Annotated in this window: 30 protein-coding genes; 3 read left to right on the forward strand and 27 right to left on the reverse strand. The window is 44.8% G+C overall.

Going from position 1 to position 21,477, the window contains the following annotated elements; translation table 11 throughout:
• Positions 1–139 precede the first annotated feature (139 nt).
• Positions 140–994, forward strand: coding sequence for an ATP-dependent DNA ligase (locus GC093_RS20595; protein ID WP_171653867.1), 855 nt, complete (start codon positions 140–142; stop codon positions 992–994).
• On the opposite strand, the gene GC093_RS20600 is transcribed toward GC093_RS20595, so the two are convergent.
• Complete coding sequence (locus tag GC093_RS20600) at positions 989–1,183, reverse strand: hypothetical protein (protein WP_171653791.1); 195 nt, start codon at positions 1,181–1,183, stop codon at positions 989–991. The genes GC093_RS20595 and GC093_RS20600 overlap by 6 nt on opposite strands.
• A 143-nt stretch (positions 1,184–1,326) precedes the next feature.
• Between GC093_RS20600 and GC093_RS20605 the strand changes: the two genes are divergently transcribed.
• The gene (locus GC093_RS20605; protein ID WP_171653792.1) at positions 1,327–1,503 is read left to right on the forward strand and encodes a hypothetical protein; all 177 of its coding nucleotides are present in this window, start codon (positions 1,327–1,329) and stop codon (positions 1,501–1,503) included.
• A 50-nt stretch (positions 1,504–1,553) separates the two neighbouring features.
• On the opposite strand, the gene GC093_RS20610 is transcribed toward GC093_RS20605, so the two are convergent.
• On the reverse strand, positions 1,554–3,011 hold the full coding sequence (locus tag GC093_RS20610; RefSeq protein ID WP_171653793.1) for a Kelch repeat-containing protein: 1,458 nt from the start codon (positions 3,009–3,011) through the stop codon (positions 1,554–1,556).
• A 206-nt stretch (positions 3,012–3,217) separates the two neighbouring features.
• Between GC093_RS20610 and sda the strand changes: the two genes are divergently transcribed.
• Positions 3,218–3,370 (forward strand): sporulation histidine kinase inhibitor Sda, encoded by a 153-nt coding sequence (gene sda, locus GC093_RS20615; protein ID WP_171653794.1) that lies wholly within the window; start codon positions 3,218–3,220, stop codon positions 3,368–3,370.
• 135 nt (positions 3,371–3,505) lie between these two features.
• Here the strand turns inward: sda and GC093_RS20620 are convergent, their stop codons facing one another.
• The 25 genes from GC093_RS20620 to GC093_RS20740 all read right to left on the reverse strand — a co-directional run bounded on the left by GC093_RS20620 (position 3,506) and on the right by GC093_RS20740 (position 21,471).
• Positions 3,506–4,168: a glycoside hydrolase family 73 protein gene (locus GC093_RS20620; protein WP_171653795.1), complete on the reverse strand. Its 663-nt coding sequence runs from the start codon at positions 4,166–4,168 to the stop codon at positions 3,506–3,508.
• A 25-nt stretch (positions 4,169–4,193) separates the two neighbouring features.
• Positions 4,194–4,514 (reverse strand): hypothetical protein, encoded by a 321-nt coding sequence (locus GC093_RS20625; protein WP_246314887.1) that lies wholly within the window; start codon positions 4,512–4,514, stop codon positions 4,194–4,196.
• The gene (locus GC093_RS20630; RefSeq protein WP_171653797.1) at positions 4,514–4,747 is read right to left on the reverse strand and encodes a hemolysin XhlA family protein; all 234 of its coding nucleotides are present in this window, start codon (positions 4,745–4,747) and stop codon (positions 4,514–4,516) included. Before GC093_RS20630 ends, GC093_RS20625 begins: the two co-directional genes overlap by 1 nt.
• Positions 4,748–4,806: 59 nt before the next feature.
• On the reverse strand, positions 4,807–5,265 hold the full coding sequence (locus GC093_RS20635; RefSeq protein WP_171653798.1) for a hypothetical protein: 459 nt from the start codon (positions 5,263–5,265) through the stop codon (positions 4,807–4,809).
• A gap of 61 nt (positions 5,266–5,326) precedes the next feature.
• Entirely contained in the window at positions 5,327–6,739 is a 1,413-nt protein-coding gene (locus GC093_RS20640; RefSeq protein WP_171653799.1) for a hypothetical protein, read from the reverse strand.
• Positions 6,740–6,770: 31 nt separating this feature from the next.
• Entirely contained in the window at positions 6,771–7,340 is a 570-nt protein-coding gene (locus tag GC093_RS20645; protein ID WP_171653800.1) for a baseplate wedge 1 family protein, read from the reverse strand.
• Positions 7,341–7,352: 12 nt separating this feature from the next.
• Entirely contained in the window at positions 7,353–8,528 is a 1,176-nt protein-coding gene (locus GC093_RS20650) for a baseplate J/gp47 family protein (protein WP_171653801.1), read from the reverse strand.
• Between the two features lie 24 nt (positions 8,529–8,552).
• Positions 8,553–9,713, reverse strand: a complete 1,161-nt coding sequence (locus tag GC093_RS20655) for a glycosyl hydrolase family 28-related protein (RefSeq protein ID WP_171653802.1) — start codon at positions 9,711–9,713, stop codon at positions 8,553–8,555.
• Position 9,714: 1 nt separating this feature from the next.
• A complete protein-coding gene (locus tag GC093_RS20660; RefSeq protein WP_171653803.1) occupies positions 9,715–10,224 on the reverse strand; it encodes a hypothetical protein in 510 nt (169 codons plus the stop codon).
• Between the two features lie 19 nt (positions 10,225–10,243).
• A complete protein-coding gene (locus tag GC093_RS20665) occupies positions 10,244–10,636 on the reverse strand; it encodes a contractile injection system sheath initiator (RefSeq protein WP_171653804.1) in 393 nt (130 codons plus the stop codon).
• Between the two features lie 16 nt (positions 10,637–10,652).
• Positions 10,653–11,207 (reverse strand): Gp138 family membrane-puncturing spike protein, encoded by a 555-nt coding sequence (locus tag GC093_RS20670; RefSeq protein ID WP_216624728.1) that lies wholly within the window; start codon positions 11,205–11,207, stop codon positions 10,653–10,655.
• A 16-nt stretch (positions 11,208–11,223) separates the two neighbouring features.
• Entirely contained in the window at positions 11,224–12,648 is a 1,425-nt protein-coding gene (locus GC093_RS20675; RefSeq protein WP_171653805.1) for a phage protein, read from the reverse strand.
• A 4-nt stretch (positions 12,649–12,652) separates the two neighbouring features.
• Positions 12,653–12,997, reverse strand: a complete 345-nt coding sequence (locus GC093_RS20680) for a phage baseplate plug family protein (RefSeq protein ID WP_171653806.1) — start codon at positions 12,995–12,997, stop codon at positions 12,653–12,655.
• Between the two features lie 9 nt (positions 12,998–13,006).
• Entirely contained in the window at positions 13,007–13,579 is a 573-nt protein-coding gene (locus GC093_RS20685) for a phage baseplate protein (RefSeq protein WP_171653807.1), read from the reverse strand.
• A complete protein-coding gene (locus tag GC093_RS20690; RefSeq protein WP_171653808.1) occupies positions 13,579–15,321 on the reverse strand; it encodes a hypothetical protein in 1,743 nt (580 codons plus the stop codon). Before GC093_RS20690 ends, GC093_RS20685 begins: the two co-directional genes overlap by 1 nt.
• 175 nt (positions 15,322–15,496) lie before the next feature.
• Positions 15,497–15,970 (reverse strand): phage tail assembly chaperone, encoded by a 474-nt coding sequence (locus tag GC093_RS20695; RefSeq protein WP_171653809.1) that lies wholly within the window; start codon positions 15,968–15,970, stop codon positions 15,497–15,499.
• A 12-nt stretch (positions 15,971–15,982) separates the two neighbouring features.
• Positions 15,983–16,420 (reverse strand): tail tube family protein, encoded by a 438-nt coding sequence (locus GC093_RS20700; protein WP_171653810.1) that lies wholly within the window; start codon positions 16,418–16,420, stop codon positions 15,983–15,985.
• Positions 16,421–16,431: 11 nt separating this feature from the next.
• Positions 16,432–17,547, reverse strand: coding sequence for a DUF3383 family protein (locus GC093_RS20705; RefSeq protein WP_216624729.1), 1,116 nt, complete (start codon positions 17,545–17,547; stop codon positions 16,432–16,434).
• On the reverse strand, positions 17,548–18,093 hold the full coding sequence (locus tag GC093_RS20710; RefSeq protein ID WP_171653811.1) for a phage neck terminator protein: 546 nt from the start codon (positions 18,091–18,093) through the stop codon (positions 17,548–17,550). It lies immediately after the preceding gene.
• Positions 18,094–18,471, reverse strand: a complete 378-nt coding sequence (locus GC093_RS20715) for a hypothetical protein (RefSeq protein WP_171653812.1) — start codon at positions 18,469–18,471, stop codon at positions 18,094–18,096.
• Positions 18,468–19,052: a phage virion morphogenesis protein gene (locus tag GC093_RS20720; protein ID WP_171653813.1), complete on the reverse strand. Its 585-nt coding sequence runs from the start codon at positions 19,050–19,052 to the stop codon at positions 18,468–18,470. The genes GC093_RS20715 and GC093_RS20720 overlap by 4 nt, the downstream gene beginning before the upstream one ends.
• A gap of 12 nt (positions 19,053–19,064) precedes the next feature.
• Positions 19,065–19,544: a DUF4054 domain-containing protein gene (locus tag GC093_RS20725; protein ID WP_171653814.1), complete on the reverse strand. Its 480-nt coding sequence runs from the start codon at positions 19,542–19,544 to the stop codon at positions 19,065–19,067.
• Between the two features lie 28 nt (positions 19,545–19,572).
• Complete coding sequence (locus GC093_RS35520) at positions 19,573–19,905, reverse strand: hypothetical protein (protein WP_216624730.1); 333 nt, start codon at positions 19,903–19,905, stop codon at positions 19,573–19,575.
• A 15-nt stretch (positions 19,906–19,920) separates the two neighbouring features.
• Entirely contained in the window at positions 19,921–20,937 is a 1,017-nt protein-coding gene (locus GC093_RS20735; protein ID WP_171653815.1) for a DUF2184 domain-containing protein, read from the reverse strand.
• Between the two features lie 18 nt (positions 20,938–20,955).
• A complete protein-coding gene (locus tag GC093_RS20740; protein ID WP_171653816.1) occupies positions 20,956–21,471 on the reverse strand; it encodes a structural cement protein Gp24 in 516 nt (171 codons plus the stop codon).
• Between the last annotated feature and the right edge of the window lie 6 nt (positions 21,472–21,477).

Consider the following 21,477-nt stretch of genomic DNA (forward strand, 5'->3'; position numbering starts at 1 on the left):
GATAAATAAACAAAAAGACTTACATCACTCTTATTCCTCCGAGAGTAACATGTAAGTCTTTTTGTATTTGTGTTACCAATACTTCCCGCAGCTTCTACGTCTACTCATCCGTTATAATTACTGTAGAGGTGATTTATCCGTGTTTATTGCACCAATGTTACTTGAAACCACTCCAGCCCCGTTCAACCACGCTGACTACATATTTGAGCCTAAGATCGATGGACACCGACTTTTATTATCGCGGATCAATGGTGAAACCCACTTATATACACGCCACAACAACGATTGTACACATCAGTATCCTGAGCTTAACAAGATAGCACTCGATGACGTTATTTTAGACGGAGAAGTAGCGGCTACAGATGAATCCGGCCGCGTTGATTTTGAATCGATAATGGAGCGCTTCTCTCTGCGCAAGCCGGATAAGGTACAAAACGCAGCTCACTCCCGACCGGTCAATTATGTTGTATTCGATATTCTTCATTATAAAGGCGAAGATTTGCGCGGCTATCCGTTACATAAGCGTAAGGAGTTATTAGCAACGTTAGACTTCGGTAACGCAAATATTGCTCTGATACCATCGGTTGAGGCAGAAGGAGAACAGTTGTATAGCAAAATCGAAGCTCTGAAAATGGAGGGAATCGTAGCTAAGCGCGCCAATTCGATTTACGTAAGTAACAGGTCGAGTGCATGGCAAAAGATTATTAACTGGACCTATGTTGATGTTGTGATTACTGGTTATCGTAAAGGTGACTTCGGATGGTTGGCGGCGGTTCCAGAGAAAAATGGTAAGTTCCGCCCTGTCGGTGTAATCGAACTTGGCGTGACACCACGTCATAAGATGGCTTTCTATAGCATCAAAGATCGGCTATTGGAAGTCGAGGACCGTGACTACGTTCATTTAGAGCCACGATTAAGAGCGAAGGTTAAAATAAGAAATTGGACGAAAGCAGGGCTGCTCAGGTCGCCAGTGTTTGTGGATTTCTTGTTATGATTTTTCGTCCTTCGCCGGGTATTCCGATTTCAGCGCATCAAGACTATCGTACTTCTGAGTTTCGAATACAAGTTTAGCCGGAGCCTTGTCCGTTCTATCCTTCAGGATGTGCCCGAAATATTTTCCGTTCTTCTCAAAAATGCATATAGTTCGACCTGGTTCATTCAATAATTGATACCGTTCAATCATGGCTCTACACCCCTTTGAAGTTTTACTTGTATTCTATCATATAGAATCTATTTACAAATAGGAAAATAAGTAGATTATCAAGAGTTACATTTATATGGTTTATTTAAATTTCATTTATTATTGAAGTGAAAGGGCGTGAGGTTATGCTATACCATGTCATTCATCTGAAAACGCATGAACTGAAAATACTGAATACTAACGATTTAGTGGATATGGATTATGATGTCGATGGACGAGTCATCGTTATAGATAAAAATCAGGAAAACTATTTTTTACTAGCGACTAAAGACATTATTAACGAAACCAATTCATCAAGGTAGTCAGAAGCCCTCAATCCAATTTAGGAAAGAGGGCTTTTCTGAATAATTCTTTATGGAGCTGGCGTATACTCGTTAACTTCAAACGTCTCAATCTTATCAAAGGCAATATAGTCTTTTCTGGTCAAGAAGTTAGCTCTGTTAAATGATTTGCTGATCGTATATACTTCCGATCCTGTACCGGCAGCGCGGCCGTTGTACCAGGAAATGAAGTTATTTACTTCACTCATCGGAAGGTCATATTCTTTCTCAAGCCCGCTTACTAAAGTGATTACGAGCAATGCTTTATTTGATGAAGGAGGCGTTACCGTTCCTTGAGGTGTTGCCGATGCTTCGTTTGAATTTTCGCTTTCTCCTGCTGTATTAGTCGCCGTAACAATGTAATAGTATGTGTTGCCATTTGTAACAGTAGTATCAGTGTATGATATACCATAAACATTGCTGGCAATTGTGTTATAAGGTCCTCCTGCAATTGTGGATCGTTTTACGTTGTAGCTATTTGTGTTTGTTGCTACCGTCCATGATAAATTTATGATAGTATTTCCTGCCGATGCAATGAGATTGATTGGAGCAGATGGTAAATTAACTTCTGGGGTGTACTCTTCTACTTTATTAATGACTTGACTTGTGGAGTCACTAAATCCTCCAATTGCATAAATCTTCCCATTTACCACATTCACTGCAAGATCATATCTACCTGTAGTAATATTGGTTTTATATTTCCAAGAATCATTTGCAGGATCATACTCTTGAACACGATTATTCAAAGTAGGTTGTGAACCTCCAATCAAATATATTTTATCATTAATCGTAGCCACTCCAGCTCCAGCTAATGCTGTTAATAGATTCGATTTTTCAGTCCATATATTGCTAGAAGGGTCATATACTTGTGTCATGGTAGAAGTATTATTACCACCAAAAACATATATTTTTCCAGCGTAGGAAATTGCTGATAGATTAGATCCACCCCTTAGTAAATCTGCTTTTGTACTCCATGTATCCGTTAGCGGATCATATGCTTCAAGTTTCTTACTATAATTGTTGTCGTTTAAGCCTCCAATAGCATAAATAATTCCATTTAATTCAACAACACCCAAACTATACCTTTCAGTAGGCATTTCTGTTTTTGTAGTCCAAGAATTAGCTGATGGATCGTAGACCTGCACTTTTTTCAACTTAACATTTCCGTCTAGTCCGCCAATTACATATATTTTCCCACTACCAGTTGCTGCCCCAGCAAATTTTGCAGCAGAGGGCATGTTGCTTTTTGTACTCCAAATATCTGTTGTGGGGTCATAAGCATCCACTGTATTCAAAATACTTGAAGACATAGTTAAACCACCAAAAATGTAAATTTTATTATTTACTACCGCTGAAGCCATACCAGTTTTTCCTGTTGGCATATTTCCTTTTGTTGCCCAACTATCCCCCGCTGCAAATGCTGGCACAACTATCGACAGTGCCATAATCATCATCAAAACTACCATTATTAACAATTTAAAACGCTTCAAACAAATCTCTCCCTCAATTTACATTTTTATGTATAAACACAATTAGTAGAATACAAATATTTACATGGTATGTCTAAACATTTAAACCCATTTATTGTAATTTTTGTGTTTGAGATCTCTTTTTACACTCCCATAATATTCCATTTAGTTCATAATACCTATAGGTGATGGGGTAGGATGCCATTCGCTATAAGGGGATTGATAGTTTGATTCTTAACGATAAAGAATTACTTGCATCCTACAAAAGAGCTCTAGAGCTTCAACTTGAACAGGCATTTATTACATTGCTAGAAAAAGAATTGGTTAAGAGAGGTATTGCTTTTACACGACCATCGGAGGATGACAGCAAGGAGAGTTAACGAATAATTAAAAATTGATGGGCGAATGGGTCCTATCCCTTCACCACAAAGCAAAAAGCCCCGCTAGTGATGATCTAGCGGGGTCATGGGATAATACTAGATTCTTTAGGAACTTTCTTAAGGAATATTTACGACCTATACTTGTATGCCTCTATCTATTCTGCCATCCAGTACTGTATTCAGGAATGCCAGCTCAGAAGCTGTTAGCGTCTTGTCCACGATCTTCTGCATCCAGTTCCAATTGAGCTGGTCCGCATTATACGCCTTACCCATCACTTCATAAAGCATTTCCCATTGCCATTGTTCCAGTTTCATCGGCATGTTATCTTCATCCTCCTCTAATTTGGACTCTTTTAAAAAATCGTATTGATCCAACCCATTGCCCTCGATAATCGAAATCAGCTTCATGGCATAATTCGGATCCGTTGCATAACCAGCCGCTTGAAGCGCTTGTGCAGCTCCTACATAGTCCAACTCTTTGCAGCAGTCAAAGAATCCAGCCTTGGTGTAACGACTGTTTTCTATAAGAAAATTGCTATGATCGATTATGCTACCTTCCCAATTAGAATAAACGCGAAAACCATCCATAACTTGTACGAATGCTCCGTTGACATACTCTTGTGTAAGAAATTCCTGCCCCGTACCTTTAATTCCAAACAGGTTATTACCAGGTGCAGCTGCACCCCATCCGCTTTCTAATGCTCCCTGAGCAATCGTGATACTAGCTAAAACACCAGTGCGCTTTTGCTCAGTCACAGCCATGGGTGCAAGTATTGCTATAAAATCGTTTGCTTTCACAGCTACCAACTCCATTTTTAATAGTTTATGCTGAATTGGACCTGCTCGAATCTTGCAATTGTCCAGGTGGTTTAACAGATTTGTTCTGAATCTGTGCCGAAGCCGCTGCTACTAAAAAGGCATTAGCAAAATTTAGCAAATAAATCCTCCAATCCATCCAACTAGCCCCTAGTGCCATTTGAGTGAACAGAAGCACAAAGTAAGCAACAAACACCGCGTATACATCCGTTGGTAAGTTTACGTAACGATCAACGAGAACCTTTGTATACTGAACAATGAAAAACGTAAGCAAAGAAGCTCCTCCCATAGCGGAAAGAGCTTCCCATGTGAAAAATTGGCCTTCCATTAGTGACCCACTCCTTTCCATAACAACCCAATACCACCGACAATAAGGGCGGCAATAGCAGTCCTCCAGAGCCATGTTTGATTCTCTTCCAATGTATCTAATCGTTTATGTGCAGCCTTGGTTGACTGTAATGCTTCATTTGCGATATCTCGAGCATTGATCATTAGGTCAAGCTTGGTTTCTACTCGCGTTAATCGCTGTAGGATTTCTCCTGTTTCATCATCATGTGGCATATGATCCAGCCCCCTTTCCGTGTATAAAAATAGCCCCGATAGCCTCGGGGCTGTACATCTTACAGTTCTTCTAAATCCCCATACGCCTCAACCGAAACGGCACCATGTAAGATGTATGGGTAACCATCCGCGTCCTGCGTGGAAATGTTTTTTTTGCCAATCGTTGTTGTTTTGTACACGTAAGTCGCTTGCCCTGCAGTAACTGTTAAATCTTTCCTGGAGCCATTAACGTTTATTTTAATCATGCCAGCAAACTCCTCGACGTCTTCTCCTTTCCAGTTTTTTATTGCAACGCTGATAGTCACGACATCCACACCATCAGCTGCAAATTCTGTCTTATCCGCCGTTAAGGTAGCTTTTAAACCAGAAAAGCTAGTGGCATCTCCAAACGGTTGGCTCAATCCGATATAAGACGTTCCAAGTAATTTGTTGTCGTTGCTTTCCAGTAGCACCATCTCGGATGGGCCTTCGCTTATGGCAATTACTTTTCCATTTTGTATTTGTGCGTAAAATGGCATTTGATAATCTCCTTTTTATTTGACTCTATTATTTCATAGTAAAGTTGTGTGCATCTTATGATTAAAACTCAACCAATTCCCAAGAAACGGTTAGTCCAACCGCACCATCATTAACAATCGCAATATTTGTCGGTGATGTTAACGATGCATCCATAGAAACAGCAAAATAACCGCCCGTAGAAGATGAATTATATACGTTAGGGAAAGTCAGATGCGATTTAGACATATTAACCGATGACACTGTGATGTTTGTTGTACCGACTCTAGCGGCCACCCTTCCTCGTTGAACGCTTTTCACTCCACCTACCGCCTTCCATGTGCTCCCGTCCCAAAATTCTAATATCCCTGAATTAAGTCTGATAAGAACACCGTTTGCTGTATCTGCATTTCTTGCGCTATCAACTCTAACACCATAACTACCTGAACCATTCCAACCCATTAAAGTTGGATAGCTCGCTTGCCAAGCAGAAGAAGAATTGGAATTATTAATCACAGCCCCATTTGGAGCCTGCCCGTTTGATGCATCGAAAATTGTGTGACCAGTCCCGAATGCTCTCCATTGTAGCTGCTGAGAAAGACCAACGGAATTTACAGGATCGGATTGATTTTGAAGGAAGATGTTTACCCCTCTTACTACATCTGTGTCAAGTCCGCTGCCTGCGCCGTCAACTGTTTTCAATTTGGCTAAGACATCTGATGCGGTGTAAGACGTAGCTGGTAGAGCAGCGTTTGCTGTTGTCTGTGCCGCTTGTGCTGCGTTTGAAACTGCATCAACGTCTTGCTTCCGTGCAATGTGTGTTGCGGAGGTAGGCGTACCTATACTAGCCTGACCATTGACATCACGTTGCATGATCGTACTTGGCGTTGCTGCAGATGTGGATCCGTGTGCGGCGGTTGCCCCGATATGGGAGTCAATCTGTGCGTGGGTGTAACTTCCTTTGTTCAGCAATGCCGAATGATCAATTTGCGGTAAATTTGACGCTGGAATCTTCGCACTTGCATCCAGGGGAGATACACCGCCAGCAACCCCCTTCTCCGAAATAGGGATGTAGGTTTCTGCCGGAATCGTTGCCGATATGCTTGATGCATTACCTATGGCTGTATTAATTTGATAATGCTTTGAAAATGGGCCAGCTGATATGGGAGGGATGGTATCTCCTTGTGATCCTGCATTTGCGTATGCATACAGAATTTCACCTAAAGTCGGATCTGTAGCAAACAACCCTAACTCGCACGAATAGGTACCAACAACAACGCCGGAATTCTCAAAGATCCCCTTCACTCGAGACAAATTTCCACTACTTGATGCTGAAATAATAGAAAAAAATGATACTGGGGTAATCAAGGCAGCAAGCATCATCGGGTCTTGCCCGAGTGCCAACTGCCCCGATCCAATTTGCATTCTTGTGAAATTCAGTTGAACTCCCGTTTGAGCTTTTGAATATAAGGCAAGTCCTAATTGTGTTAATACCATATTTCCATAAATAGCCGTAAACCCCACCTCCTCATGGAACAATTGTTGTTACTGTGATGAATTCAATTCCACTTACCACCATACCTAAATAAGGTGTGCTGAAGACATTGCTCACATCGATGATTGTTACCTCTACTCCAGCTGGTTTCGGAATGATATACCGTGCGGCAACTAATTCGGTAGCTATTGGATCAAGTTGACCATCTACCAGCGCACTCATCGTCATATCTTGATTATCGATTACAATCAAGTTGACATCAGGAAAAAGGCTGTTCCAAATTTCATACACCTGCGGAATCGTACCGTCCCATTGATTCTGTGCAATTTTTGCTTTTAACGCCAGCCTGTAATTCTCATCATCCAGAACGGGAGAGCTCCCTCCTGCAGGCTGAAAATTTAGCGTCCTGTTCCTTCCGACAATGATACCCAATACATCAAGTTGGTTACCAACAGCTGTGTCGATGTCAAAACTAGACGGTATACCTACTGTCATTGCGAAGTTATCGTTAACAATCGAAAGCGCCGAAGAAAGCCAAGCTTTGAATTTCGGCTGCACCTTGTGTTGGGATGTAATGAGACCTAAATAGTCATCAATGGACACCTGTACCCCCCTCTAGATTTCATTGACAGTGATAGAAGCGACGTTGCCCCGAGTCACTTCGTCAAACGCCGTGATGATATCTGTCGTTCCTTGAGCCTGCCCATGCCGTGCAACTGTCAATCCCGTGATCGAAAACAAAGGTTTCGTTGGCACCTGATTCGCAGACAACGTAGCGCCCCAAAGGCTGGAAATGAGAAGGTCGTCACCAATTAAGAGGCTGTCAGCATACGCTGCGAGAGCACTTTTGATCGCATCCGTGGTTTGACTCGTGTACCCCGCAAGTTTCTTGACATTTACAACGACGTCGATGTCAACATAAGTCGGACGGTAAAACCGGATTGTAACGGCGTTTTCATAGGCGTCAGTAATTGACACAGATGTCGTCCCATTTGTATAGACTCCCGGCCCTTTTTTGTTGAACATTGCCCGTGCAACATCTGCGTCCTCTCCACCTTCGACAACAACCGTTATAGAATGAGGCGGTAATCCGTTGGCGTCTTCAGCATTCGTATCATTTTCGTGCACAACGAATCGCATCACACCGCTCACGGCAGAAATGGCTCCCTTGACCCCTTCTAGCACGGTCCTGCTCGGTTGGGCCGTGCTAATAGCCTGCCGTGATCGGAGTTGTGAATCCGTTTCGGAGCTTGAACCAACCAATGCAGCCGCATCGTTCGTCACCGTAGTCCATCCGTAAGTAGGGGTCACAATTTTATTGAGATCGGCTATGTTGGCAACGATAGGTCCTGTCGTTTGGCAAGTGGCAAGTGCCGTCGCTTGACCGGATGAATCAAGAGTGACGGGACTAGTCAAAGTCCAATTATTACTATTTAAATCACCTACAATGCCATTAGTTATCGTAGTGCCAGGAGTACCAGCAAGCGTAACATAGCATGTTGAGTAGACCGCTGGTAACCGCTTAATCCCATTCAGCTTAACAATGATATCCAACGAACTTCCGATCGCTGTAGAAGGGCCTCTACTATTGTAAACAGCCTGACTTGCTAAAAACGAATCGTAAATAATGTTTGCAACTGCCGAAATCCATTGGTAATCCTGGCTATCGACTCCGAGATAAATGTCTTGTCCAAAAATCGCCTTGGCATCGGCGATGAGTTGATTCCGAATATTGGAGTAAGACGGCATGTGAAAGCCGGAAGAATCGATAAATGGAGCGAAATAGGTCATATAGAAAGTCACCTCCCTCTCTTTTTATAGCCCGCTATCAATACTATTGTCTCCATGGTTCCCCAGCACTTCGACCCCTGTACAATTGATCGTTTTTACCGGAGCAAGAGCCGCATCGTGTCCATGCCTCCAATAGTTACCGACAAGGGAGATATCCTTAAAATTGTTGATCTCGATAGCGTTTGTTGGATTGTAATCTGTACTAATTGTATTGCCTGTGATTGTCAATCCTTCCGCAAAAAATTCAGGATGAGTTGAGGAAGCATCAAATTTAAATATAGGCTTACCGCCGTTTTGCGTAGCTTGTCTTATGATGTTCCCCGTTACTAGGATAGATGCCCGTTCCGGATTTCCAAGCCATCCTGGAGCCACATATTTTATTGCTTCATCTTTCGCTCCTTCCAGAATGTTATTTGCAATCAGACACTCTCTCACGCCCCCGTCGAATAGGATATTATGGAGCGGTGATCGGTTGCCATTTAGATGGTTGCCGATAATCCTGAAGGGCCCACCAGATTTAATTACGATATCAGTCCCCGGCGCTTCGATGTTGTTGTTAATAATCCAACTGTCGATAAACCGATATTCCAGTTGCAGACCAACGCCAACCTCTTCACCGGTATCTGAAATATTACAGTTTTCAATTCTGTTCAAAAATCCAAGGTCGTCTGTGAATTCACCGTCGTTCATCCAAATGCCGACTCCTGACCAGCCAACAAATTCGCAGTCTCTGAGCTGTGACTTTGAAAAATGCGCTTTAATGCAGGAGCTTCCACGCATGTCTGCATCCATACACAAATGCTGAAACAAACAGTTCTCCCACATACCAGTCAGCACAGAGGTATTGTTCGAGCATCGGATGTAGGCAGCGCCAATCCACGGATTGCCGTATGGGTCGAGTGCACCGTCGCCAAAAGAATAGTGTACACCACGCTGCGCAATTCCCGTGACGGTCACATGCTTTAAATACTTAGTCGTATCCCCGAGTGCTTGGGACAATACATATGATCCTGGGGGAACGATAACCGTCCCGCCACCGCGAGCGTCCATATCACGTATAGCCTTGTCGAACGCTGGAAAATCGTCTTCCGATCCAATTCCTTTTGCACCGTAATCTCGTTTCACGTCGACCATGTATCCTGAACCTGCGCCGCGACCTGCCTTCATTCCAAATCCGCCGAGCATGTTATATCACCTCCTGTACCTGGACGATTGTTTGCGTACCATTGATCGGAGCTGCGGCGGCTTTCAGCTTTAGCCTTCCGCGGATGTACTTTGCAAAAGGAGGAATGCCCCCGTATACGCGACGCGAATTCCCGGAGGCATTGAACGAATATTCAATACCATATGCGTCATACCACTGCATCCAGACACCGGATGCTACTTCTAGTTCAAATGTGACGGTCAAATCTCTAAACTGACCGTTATTATCAATCTTAATGAAAAGTCCTGATGATAACGTCGCAGGCACATTAACAAAATCAAACAATTTTAAACCGTCCCATGCAATAGGGGTGTTCGCTACGTGCTCATTGTTTACACTGGCGTTTTTCATTGCGATTGGATTCGATATACTGATGGGTGTGATACCGTCCGAGGAAAAAATCACCGTTGGTATATAGAAATTGTTTCCGTCGGCGGTTACCTTTACAGCCCCCGCTTTTTGTCTAGCATCAGTAGGAAAGGTAAATCCCATGCTATCAATCCCCCTTTCGTTATTCACTGAATGTTAAAGCGGTATTTCCTCCTAAATCGGTGACGGTGACTTGAATCGAGTTCCCATTCTGCGTATTTACTGTGCAAGATAAAGAATAGGTTCGATTTTCGTAAATGCTTTTGAAATTTTTAATAATGGTCACCCCTGGTGTATTTGCTATGGCCTCTTTGACTAGTAGATCGGTTGCTTGTACGTTAGCAGGTGTTCCGGGTTGTCCAAGAATGTTTTGAAATAACGGCAATCCTTTATCGATGCTTTCCCACCATTCACCTTGAAGAAGCAGTAAATTAGTTTTAAGGGCTTGAGCGACGGCTGATACACCCGATATAAAGTTTTGCTGACTCTTACCAAAACTGTAATCTCCGTTTGTGTCCAGAGCTCGATATTTCACTCATATCCCTCCTAGATCACACAAAGGGTGTCCCGTTAATTTTAACGATCGGTGCCACGATGTTAATTTCGTTGTTACTTAAGCTGATATATACGGTTCCTTCGTTCGTCCTCAGCTGTGCAGCTGTCGAGGAGTAATTCGGGATCTTATTCGGTTGGCTCCAGACGCCTATTACTGCAAATCCATCGGATAAGTCATGCCGACGTTTCTCGATTTGATTTTGCACGCCTCCACTACTAAACCAAGCATCGATGCACATATCGGAGAAGATAACCAAACACTCATCACCTGCAGCAATGGGAAGCGTGAGAGCATACCCACCGGCTCGCGGAATAACGATAGGTACATCCAACAGCATCGGGATCTCAATCCAGTGCTGCATTAAGTCCGCGTCAATGATCTTTTCTCGGAGAGCTACCTGTACGCTTACAGTTTGTGTGATGGGGTCAAAATCTTGAATGATTCCCGGTGCCGATACACGTAAATTGTTCGAGAAATTATCTAGCATTCGTCGGTAAAATTCTTCTTTATTACTCGGATCTACTATGCGTTCACTGATGGTTATTCCCACTATTACTGCCTCCTTTCTACATGGGATTTGCTGAGGCTGCTGATATCATTCCTGGAAGAATACCTGCCTGAGATACCGTTTGACATTCGCACTCCCAAGCATCGCCCCGAGTATCGCCTGTGTAGGTAACACCGATCACGCGGTATATTCCGTCACCATCTAGATTTCGAATGGGCTGACCCTGTTGGAACGTCTGCGCCCTAATCAGACTGTTATTGATGTGAACCAGTGTGTTAATTTTAATTCGAGGATTAAGTAAGCACTTAAAAGTAACACCTTGATCATTCTGTGCAGGCATCCCGATCAACCCCGATGCAGGCGAAAGCTCAGTGATCTCTCCTTCGGGTAAGTCCGACATTCGTACAATGTTGACCTTACCGTCCTCCACATAAAAAGAAGCATCTTGCGATTGTGCAAGTTGCCTCAAATAATCCTTTGCAAGTCCGAATACAACCTTACCGCGGCTTAGCTCCTGCGAACTGAATTCACTTGATATGCTACCTAGCAGTGTGGGTATCTTAGCCTGACTCACCACATTTTCAACAAGGCTGCGGGACGATTGCCCCTTGAGAACGGAGAACCCAACAAAGCCTTGATTCATGAAGCGGTCACCGTCAAGAGAGTATAAAGTTAGCCGATAGGTTACACCATCCTCTTTGTCACGGACCGGTTGGATGATATCGCCATCGAAGATCAAACCATATTGATCGCCTTCATAACCTGCCTCTATGACAATTCGATTACCTTCTTGTATGATACTGTTCTCCGTATCAGGAGCCAAGTTGTACAATACAATCTCGGAAAAATTAGGCTGCTGCAGGATTGTCTTCTGAATCTTGAACGTGCAGCGGAGCTGCGAAACATCAAGCGCGACCCCATCAGGTCGACTGACTAAAACCCGATATCGCCTACCATACAGAATATTCCCAAGCGCTTGGGAATTTGCAACAACACCAAAATTGGTTGCTGGAACATTGATGTTAAACTGTGGAGTTGTTAGCGTCGGGGTAGTAGCACCTGCTCCGCTACTTGAATCACCTTGATACTTTAGCCATACGCGGTAACGTCTTTGGTAATCGCTATCTGGAATGGCAGGACCTACGTAAGAAAGCGTGAACTTCCGGAAGTCTTTCCCTGCTGATTTCCACACCCGACTGATGACACGCACAGCTACACACATGGAGAATGCGTCATTGCTTAGCGTTAGTTGTTGCATGCCTTCCAGTGAATCTGGTAACTCAAGCCTTAATTTGTTGGCTGCATACAGGAATGAATCCTCATGCCACTTCGGCCATACCTGCCCATACCCCAACGCGTTGCCACCATCACCCAATATATTAGTTCCGTTAGTCTCGGCCTCCACAGTGGCAAGGACGATGTTAATATCTGCTCCTTGAGCCTGCGCTTCAGCTGTCGCTAAGTTTTTCCAATTGGTCGCCATTTTCTCACCTCACCGTATCCGTCCAAACCAGTACATAGTCACTTCCGAGATTAGTTCCCTCGGGTATTCCTGAAGTAAGCGAGCTGATCGGAACGATCGCTGCGCTACCAATACCCAGGTATGTATATTGCCCGAGAAGATCAGCAGCTGGAAAGAGCCCAGTTACAAGCGGTACCGCATCCAGTAACAATTCTTTCGTCTTTACATCGGCAATCGACATGAACCAATACTCGCCGATTCCGTTCCATGTGAAGGTAAAAGCTAACGTTATATTTTTAGCATCTACCGGAAGCGTACAAGAAAAACTTTGATTAGCTCCCGATGCAAGAGGAATAATTTTAGTAGCCATATGTTCCTCCTAATTGCCCAGCAGTAGACCAGACATTTGTTTCAAAATGCTTTGATTCGGCGTGACTGGCTCCGGATTTCCTCTCCTTGAGTTGTCTGTCACCTCGGGTCTAGCACTTATTTGAACGGTTGTCACTTGAGCTACGAGGATCTCACGGAACGTAACGGAACAGCGCATTCCCTCAAACGTTGTATAATCGTCTGGTGCGGTCAATACCTCGATAAGCATGTTTGGGTACAAGCCTAAACGCGTATGGACTTGAATCGGAACCCGGAGTTGCTGCAGCTCTTTTAAAACGTAGAACGCTTGGACGGAACGAGAATATCCACCACTAAATTGACCAGGTACAGTACTTTCGTTGACGTCGCTCATCGCTACGTCCATTGATAATTCTCGGGGCTGCAGAAAGGCATGATCCGTTATTGCAGCGCCAGTTTGAACGGGATGATCCGTAATCGTTAACCTGCTTGTATGGTCCATTTTAAGATATGCATCGAAAAACCAACCCCCAATATTAGTTTTGGTGTAAACCAAATCCTTAATCTCGGGGGCAGATAAATCTAATATAGGGGAGTTGTCCATTATCGGATCACCCCACTCATGCTTCTGGTGTACATTGAATCCATATTATTTTGTGCTGCATCCGCTGTTTTCTGCGGGTCAGAGCCATAAATATTGTAAGTTGGGTTTAAATTTGTAGTATTGCTAGTGTTTTGTGTGTTTGAGGATGGGAGCGTATAAGCCGGTGCGCTAAATCCATTTGCACCTTCTGTCCCTTTCGCACCTTTCGCTAGTAACCCTAAAGTTCTTGATACCTTATCACTAAATTTCGAACTCCTCCATTGGTTCAACAGGCCACCCACGTCCTGAAACATATCTACAAAAAAGCCTTTCTTTGGACCCTCTTCAAGACGCTCGCCTGCTTCCCCCCCTTTTTCTTCAATGGAATTTAGAAGTCCGCCACCGATAGCTTTGGAGATTGTACTTACATATCCCGCTGAGGTTTCAAGAAGATCATTTAATAGTTTCATCTGAACGACAATAACGTCTTTCAAAATATCTCCGATGCCACCGAGCACCTTTTTGGACTCATTCAGTCCTAAAAATTTATCGATTACCTTCGTAATAGATGCTGTTAACTCAGATACTGAAGCGATAACATTCTCGAAATTATCCTTAAGGTCTTTCAGGACTCCTTGTTTTTCCAGTTCCTTGAACAGATCCTGTACCCAAGTATTAGTGCCGACAAACAATTTCTCGATGATACCGAAGGTATTCTTGAAAATACCCTCAAAATTCTTAAGGACCCCTTTGTCTTCTATGTCCTTGTAAAATCCGTTAATCTCTGTACCCGCTGCCTCGATGCCTTCCGAAATGACCTTTAACGATTCCTTCCAACCTTTCTGAATACCATCAAAAACACCATCGCCCTTCAGCTTGTTGTAAAATTCCTCAAGCTTTTTCCAGAAAGGGCCGAATGCCGATTCGCCGCCATCAAGGTATGTGTAAAAGTCGTCTAATAGAAGGATTAACGCAAGTAGCGTCGATGTTATGATGCCAAACGGTCCGGTTTGAATGATCAGCCCTAGTGCCGCTATTGCCGCTCCAATCATTTTCAAGTTACGCGGGATCGCACTGCCTACATCATTAAATATTCGGATGATATCCTTGAGTACCTTAAAGGTTGTTATCCCCATCCGGGCAAACCAACTCATTACCTGGGCAATCACCTTTGTCCATGACGGCATCGTCTTAACTATGATTCCGTTAATCTCAGACAAGGTCTGCTTGATCTGTTTTATGGGTCCTTCCATATATTTCACGAAATAGTAACCGACCCACTGTAGCGCGTAGGTCGCCTCAAGTTTCAGCCGTGTAAACTCAAACTGAACAGATCGAACAAGCTTCATCTGCTCAGCGAATTCAGCGGGAGGGCGTAGGTCCTTCGCCTCCTGGTTCAGCTCCTTGAAATTGCGCATAAGCTCCGGGCTTAGGTACAAGTCCTGTAGCGTTACCCCCATCGCCTTTAGCGTGTTGTTATAAGCAGCAGCCGCATCTTTACTCATCCATAGTTGGCGGGCTAACTTCTCTGTCTCCAGGTCAGCTTGTGCCAGATCGCCTATGAACTTTGCAATCCCAATACTCGCAGTCGCAACAAAGGTCGTCACAGCAGCGCCAGCAAGGGCAAATTTAGTGACTGCACTCCCAGCAAACTTAGCAACTCCTTGCTCTACGCCGTCCATGGCTTTCGTGGCCGACTGGTAAGAAGCTTTATCCACGCTGAAACCTAAACTAACAAGATAACTTTTGATTGTGTCGATCACGGCTGATCCCTCCTTTGTCGCGCTGCGTCATGGGCTCTTTGACTGTTCTCATGCTTCACTTCTAGCATTTCATGTGCATCCAGTAGATCGTCAAATGAAAATACGCAATCCACTATATCCCTGTGACTCCAAAAACCAGCCATAACAGGCGCATACGCGAACTCGTTAACATTAACTAGTTTTGCTGGGATGTAGTCAAGAGCCCCCCGACGATAGATGCCAAGGGACTCCCTTGAAAAAAACCTTTCACATTAAAGACCAAAGCGTGCGTTGTCAAAGCAAGTACGGTCATCGTATCGTCTTCCAAACCTAATACACCAAAGTTACCCTCACCATTCAATACCGGTGTAAATCCTGCTGGAAGCATCTCGCCGCAAACTCTCAAAGATCTTTCTTGGACATATTTAAAATCCTCTTCGGTGAGGCTTCCAAGACCTTCCATGATACCCGGTATGTTGAACGCCTTTAGATCTACTTCGCTTACGTCATTGACGCCTTTAAGCTTGCCCAAGTCCATATTCTTTACTAATGGAGCCAGCAATCCCGTTATCTTAATCAGCATAAAAGACCCTGTTAGCGCATCGAATTTTTTTATGCGAAAGGTACGCCCGTTAATTTCTACATCCTTATGTTTTTCAACTTGTTTCAAGCTTTACCCCTCCTATATAACGTCTTGCTGAATATCAGCAGCCATGAAATTCCACGTTACTTGCTGACCTTGCGCCTGATACGGCTTGTCGGGCAGCTTTTGAAAGCTGACTCCGGTTGACGTGATCAGATCGTGCATGGATGGAGCCCTCTGTACAATCGAAAGTTTGGCCCACTCATTTGCAGGAGCATTTTCCAAATAGTTGTAGGCCTTGAGTAGCCATTGGTTTAACGGTGAAGTCTGTTGAATTGCTATCGCATGACTCCCGTTACGGCCTTTGATCTTCGAGACCATGACTGAACCATCTGCTGATACATCGTGCGTCGTCCTATCGGTTGCCATAGATGTAGAAATGCTGCCGAGGCCTTCTCCTCCTGCCACATATTGACCGAGAGACGGGTGTGAGAGAGTCAGGGTAACATCTCCAAAGCTGTATATTGATGTCGACACTGTTTTCCCTCCTATCGGTTGACTACAACGCCGATCACGACGTGTTCAATAGCACCGGTCAGTTTGATCGCCACGTAAATAGGGGGCGACTTTCTTGCATCTCGATCTGTTTGCGATTGGCTGGCAATCGACTCAGCTAGTATCATGTAGCCTATAGAAAGCGTGTCTCCTGTTTGTAATCCTAGAATAGGGGCAGCATTCCAGACACCCGGACCGATTACACCTCGATTCCTTGCGTTATTGCAAGGGTCAGTAATAGCACTAACCAGCATGCTAACACCATCTTCAGTCTGAGGGATCTTCGGTGAAGAAGTCAGAGAATTCATGATGGCTGTCTGTATCTCGTTGGTCAATACATCCAAGTTCAGCACTTCATCGAAGCTGATCCCGTCAGCCATGGTCCCTTGTACTAGTAGGTTATATGTCGCTCCGTAATTCGTATAAACATTCCCTTTGAAGCCTAGGATCGTGTTAACCTGAGTTGTTGTAAGTACCTCGGGTACTATGCCGACTTCAGACTTGTACGCTAGGGTATAAGCTGAATTGGCAAGTCCGGTATTTGCTCCCATCGCGTACCCCATTGCAGCAACAGCAGCGTAATTCGATGTGCTGTATTGACCAAACGTTCTGTGGCGCTTAGCCGCATTCAGCGTTGCCATAACGTTACCCGCTGTACCGGCTATCACTTCTGCATCCTTCGTATCATAAAAATAAACGGATGACGGTGTTGCCGCCTCAACAACAGCAGCAATAGCTAGGATGTTGGCCTTGAGAACAGTGCAAACATACACAGCATACCAATCTCCGTTTTTCGCTCTGCAAGCTGTGACAGCAGCAGCAGCGGTCTCTGAGCCAGTAGCGTCCCATCTGCCGATGGCCAATTTACTAGGTCTAGGCGATTGACTAAAATAAACCTGCGCTGCTAAATACTCCGGTTCTGTGCCCACCCATCCACCGGAAATCATATCTTCGGTACCGCTGTACAGTTTGACCCTATCCGCAGCTGAAATGATCGTGGAATCTCCGACGATCAAACCGAGATTAAAGCCGCTGTTCGCCACCGATACCGGCGAGACGGTCACTGAAACGTTAACAATGCTCGAAAGCGATTGTGTCAATTCTCTCACCTACCCTTCTATAATTCGAACATCTGCGCTCTGGAGATAAGGTACCTCAGACTGACGGATGACCTTTTCATTAAATCTTGCAAAAAATGAGGTGCGATCCCACCACTGGCTTGCAAACAGCTCCGGCGTGCGCATTGGCATCGGTACATCTATGATCAAGGCCAAATTAACTGCAGCCAGATCCGCCTTGGTTTTCGGTAGAAATAGGTTGCTGCGTATTAGATCAGCGTCATTAAAGCTGTTGGGTCCGTAGCAGGTCCAGCTCACATGGATAACCCTCGTATAGCTGACAGTTCGATTAGCATTATCGACATCTGCTTGATCGTAGGATACATCCATCTGTCGTGTGATCGAATCATCGGCGTAACCGATCATCAGGAATACTACATTCTCCTCATGCTTCCAAGCAGGTGCTCCCTTTGAAGGCCACGCTACTCTTACCCGTTTTTGGTTCGCCGGTGCATTTGGATCTAGCCCGAGCATCCGAGTTGTGGAAGCTTGGAAAAAGTTTTCAATCTCCGTAATTGATAAAACTGTATCTGTCATCTAATCACCTGCCATTCTCACACCTAACGCTTTGTAGTATCCGAAGTCTTGCCACGGCGCGACCGAAACAATGCGATACCGATGGCCTTTCCAAACAATCTCATCAGAGATCCCGGTAGCAGACAATTCTTCATTGTTACGCGTAATGTACATCGGTTGGGGTGAATAAAAGCACATCAACCCTGTTACGCGATCACCCTCGGGCACTTGCTCCAGATCATTGTTGTTAGCTACCGTGATCGTTCCTTGCAGTTTTAATATGATTTCCGGATCCACAAGCCACCGCCCCCTTACCCAGTTACCGGCGGTCCGGTACACGGTAAAGCCTTTAGGCTGCGCAAAGTTACGGCTTGTCACAACACGACTAATGTTAATCATGCTTTATTCCCCTTTTCCACGACATACATAATCGATTTACGAAGCTCACCGGTATCGATCAGCGGTCTGTCACTACCTTTGGCTTCCTCCGTCACCGGAGAATTCGGAGCCCAGCCGTTAGAGGGATCATCGAACCAAGCTCGCGCAATATTTTGCCCCAACAGTCCGGCTTTCTGGAGCTCTACCTCATAGTCTTGGCCGTCCAGTGCAAACTCAGCGACTTTACGCAGCTGCTTCGCAATGACTTCTTTTTTACTTTCAAGCGCAGGCTCAATAACCGGACGTGGAGGAGAATGCCAAAGAGGCGATCCATGTGTATGTAGGTACATTTGGACCGCCTTGCTATAGGTCAGCTCACCGCTCTCAACCTTTGGATTCATTTCCTCGCGCATTTCCTTCTGCCTGACCCCATGCGTATGTACATAGAGTAACTCAGCATTTGTGATATCCTCTGACCAGTTACTATCACTACCATCAGGCACACCTATAAACACCTGAGTACCTGCTAGTTCGTTGAGTTGCTTCTTAAGCTCTGCCGATAAGTCAGCTGTCTTCGTCACTTTTGCAAATAGATTGAACATGGCACTTCACCTCTAATACACATACGTGCCGCCTTTGCCAACAAGCTTCCCAATTGTTGCGAGCTGCTGGCCGTAAATTGTCAGCTTCCACGCGGCCCAACCTTCAAGATCCTGGCCGATCTGGTTGTAATCCATGCTCACAGATACATCGGCAACTGATTCTGAGGTATTCAGCCCTTTTGCCTGACCTGCTGCCATAACCCAAGCTGATCCGCTATTCGGGTCAGCTGTACCCTGTAGGTAAAGTGTTATAAAGTGTGCAACAAACCATCCCATTGCAATTGTCCAGTAACTTCGCCACCGCGATTCCTTTATACATGCATCGGCAAGATTGATATATATTTGCGTAATTTCTGGAGGTATCGTGTAATTTCCGTCAACGCTCAGACCAAATTGCGGGTACATAGCAAAAAAATCATTTAAAAGAAAGGGGGGATTGTTCCCACAACGAATGTTAGAAGCAATCCCTATAATTCCACTGTTAGGTGTCATGTTTCGTCACTCTTTCTTATTGTTGTTGCTATTGCTTGGCAAGTTCTTCGGCCTCAGCCTTAAGTCTCGCCTCTTCGACCTTAGCTGCCTCTTCCGCTTCCTGTTTAGCTTTTGCCTTAGCTTCTGCAGCAAGCCTCGCCTTTTCAGCCTTAGAGTCGGTGCTGTCTCCATATTGCGCTTTGTACTCGTCATGTTTGGATTCAATCACGGTGATCGATTCGTCAGCGAGAGCCAGTTTGAACATGCTAGACTCTTTCACCCAGTCGGGAACAGTGGCAAATGTTTGGTGTTGAACGACCTCAGCCGGGAATGCCTGGGTCGGATGGTCAAATTGAAGAGAAACATTCGAAAAAATTCTCATTTGGATATAGCCTCCTTAGATTCCGTCTACATAACGGGCGCATTGTGAGTATAAGAATTTAACTTGGCCCAACTGAGCAGCATAAGCAGTCAGGTAGGCCATCTCAGTCACTTGCGACTGAGTCATGACACGGCTGAGTGGAACCGGTAAATCGAAGTTCACGCGGTCGTCATCGTTCACATATGCAACCATACGGTCCGTACTACCTACTCCAGCACCTGTGCACCAACGTGAAGGGGCAATATATAGTTCTCTTCCTTGGTTCTTTCCGATGTTGTTTTCAAGCAAAAATTGAAGGATAGAGATATTCCCGGCAGAACTTACCTTGCGTCCGACCAAGAACGCATATTGTGTAGGAGGGATCAAGATATGGTTCGCCATACCAGTAAGATCGTACTCAGATGCCGCCCAAGTTGCATTGATAACCGCATTCACATCGTCAAGAATCTCATCTGGTGTTTTGTTCAACCAAAGAGGTGTACCACTTATTGCGCCATTTGCTGCCGAAGCAGCTGTAACAACTGGATTATTCATCAATCCATATATTTTGAAACTTGGCAGCCCATTGTAGACCACATTATCAATACTTTTGTTGTAGTTCAGACGGATACCCTTATCCAAAATATCGTCAAGGCTACGTCCAATGCCTTGTAGCTTTTGCTGATCAACAAACGGCACTTTCAGAATGTTTGCAAAGTTGAATACCTTGTAAACATCTTTGTTCATATTCGCTTGCATGATCGGGATGTCATTGGTCTCCCCACCGATAATTCCACTTTCATTTCCACCAGTAGTCGCGTAATCAACAAAAGTATTGGATGTGAAGTCCACCCATCCTCCGCCTGTTTTAGCTACGATATCGCGCTGCCAAGTTACAGACTGAAGTGGCTCTAGCAAGCGAGGGTCACGCTTCTCCAGTTCCCCTACCAAGAAGGCCATGCCGGATCCAACTGCGGCAGCGTCATTCGTAAACAAACCGCCACCAACCGGCACAGTAAATACTTTCTGAGATTGAGTAGTAGCTAAATTCATTGTATATTGTCCCCCTTATTACGGATTGATCCGTGATAGAATTGTGACTTCAGCAGTGCGATTTGCATCCATCTTGCCGGTTGTCCATTTGGCATTGGTGATCTGGACTGTGTTCGTGCTGTCTGCAGCTGCTTCAAATCCACCGACTATCCCAGCAGGTATTGCAGCATTAACGATCGTACGGATGTAAACTGCTCCTCCAGCAGTCGGTGTACCTACATTACATGTGATTGTGATCGAACCGCGGCTCAGCACGTCACACGGTTGTCCAGGTGCATAAAAGCCTTGTGGACTGAGATAGTCTGTGCTTTGCTTGACTTCACGTACCGCGATGCCAGCGAATGTGGCCGCCGTGCTGCTAGCACCGAACTTGGAATACGTGTTGTCACTATTAAGTACAGCTGGATCTCCAAAACTGATATTAGTCGTATCCGTCGTCTTCACAACACGGCTACTGATGATGGCGTCTTGACTACGAGACACACTTCCTGGGTAACCCAGATTAAGAGACTTTCCTACTACTGATCCTGGCATAATTAT

It is taken from the genome of Paenibacillus foliorum, assembly GCF_013141765.1.
Lineage (GTDB): Bacteria > Bacillota > Bacilli > Paenibacillales > NBRC-103111 > Paenibacillus_S > Paenibacillus_S foliorum.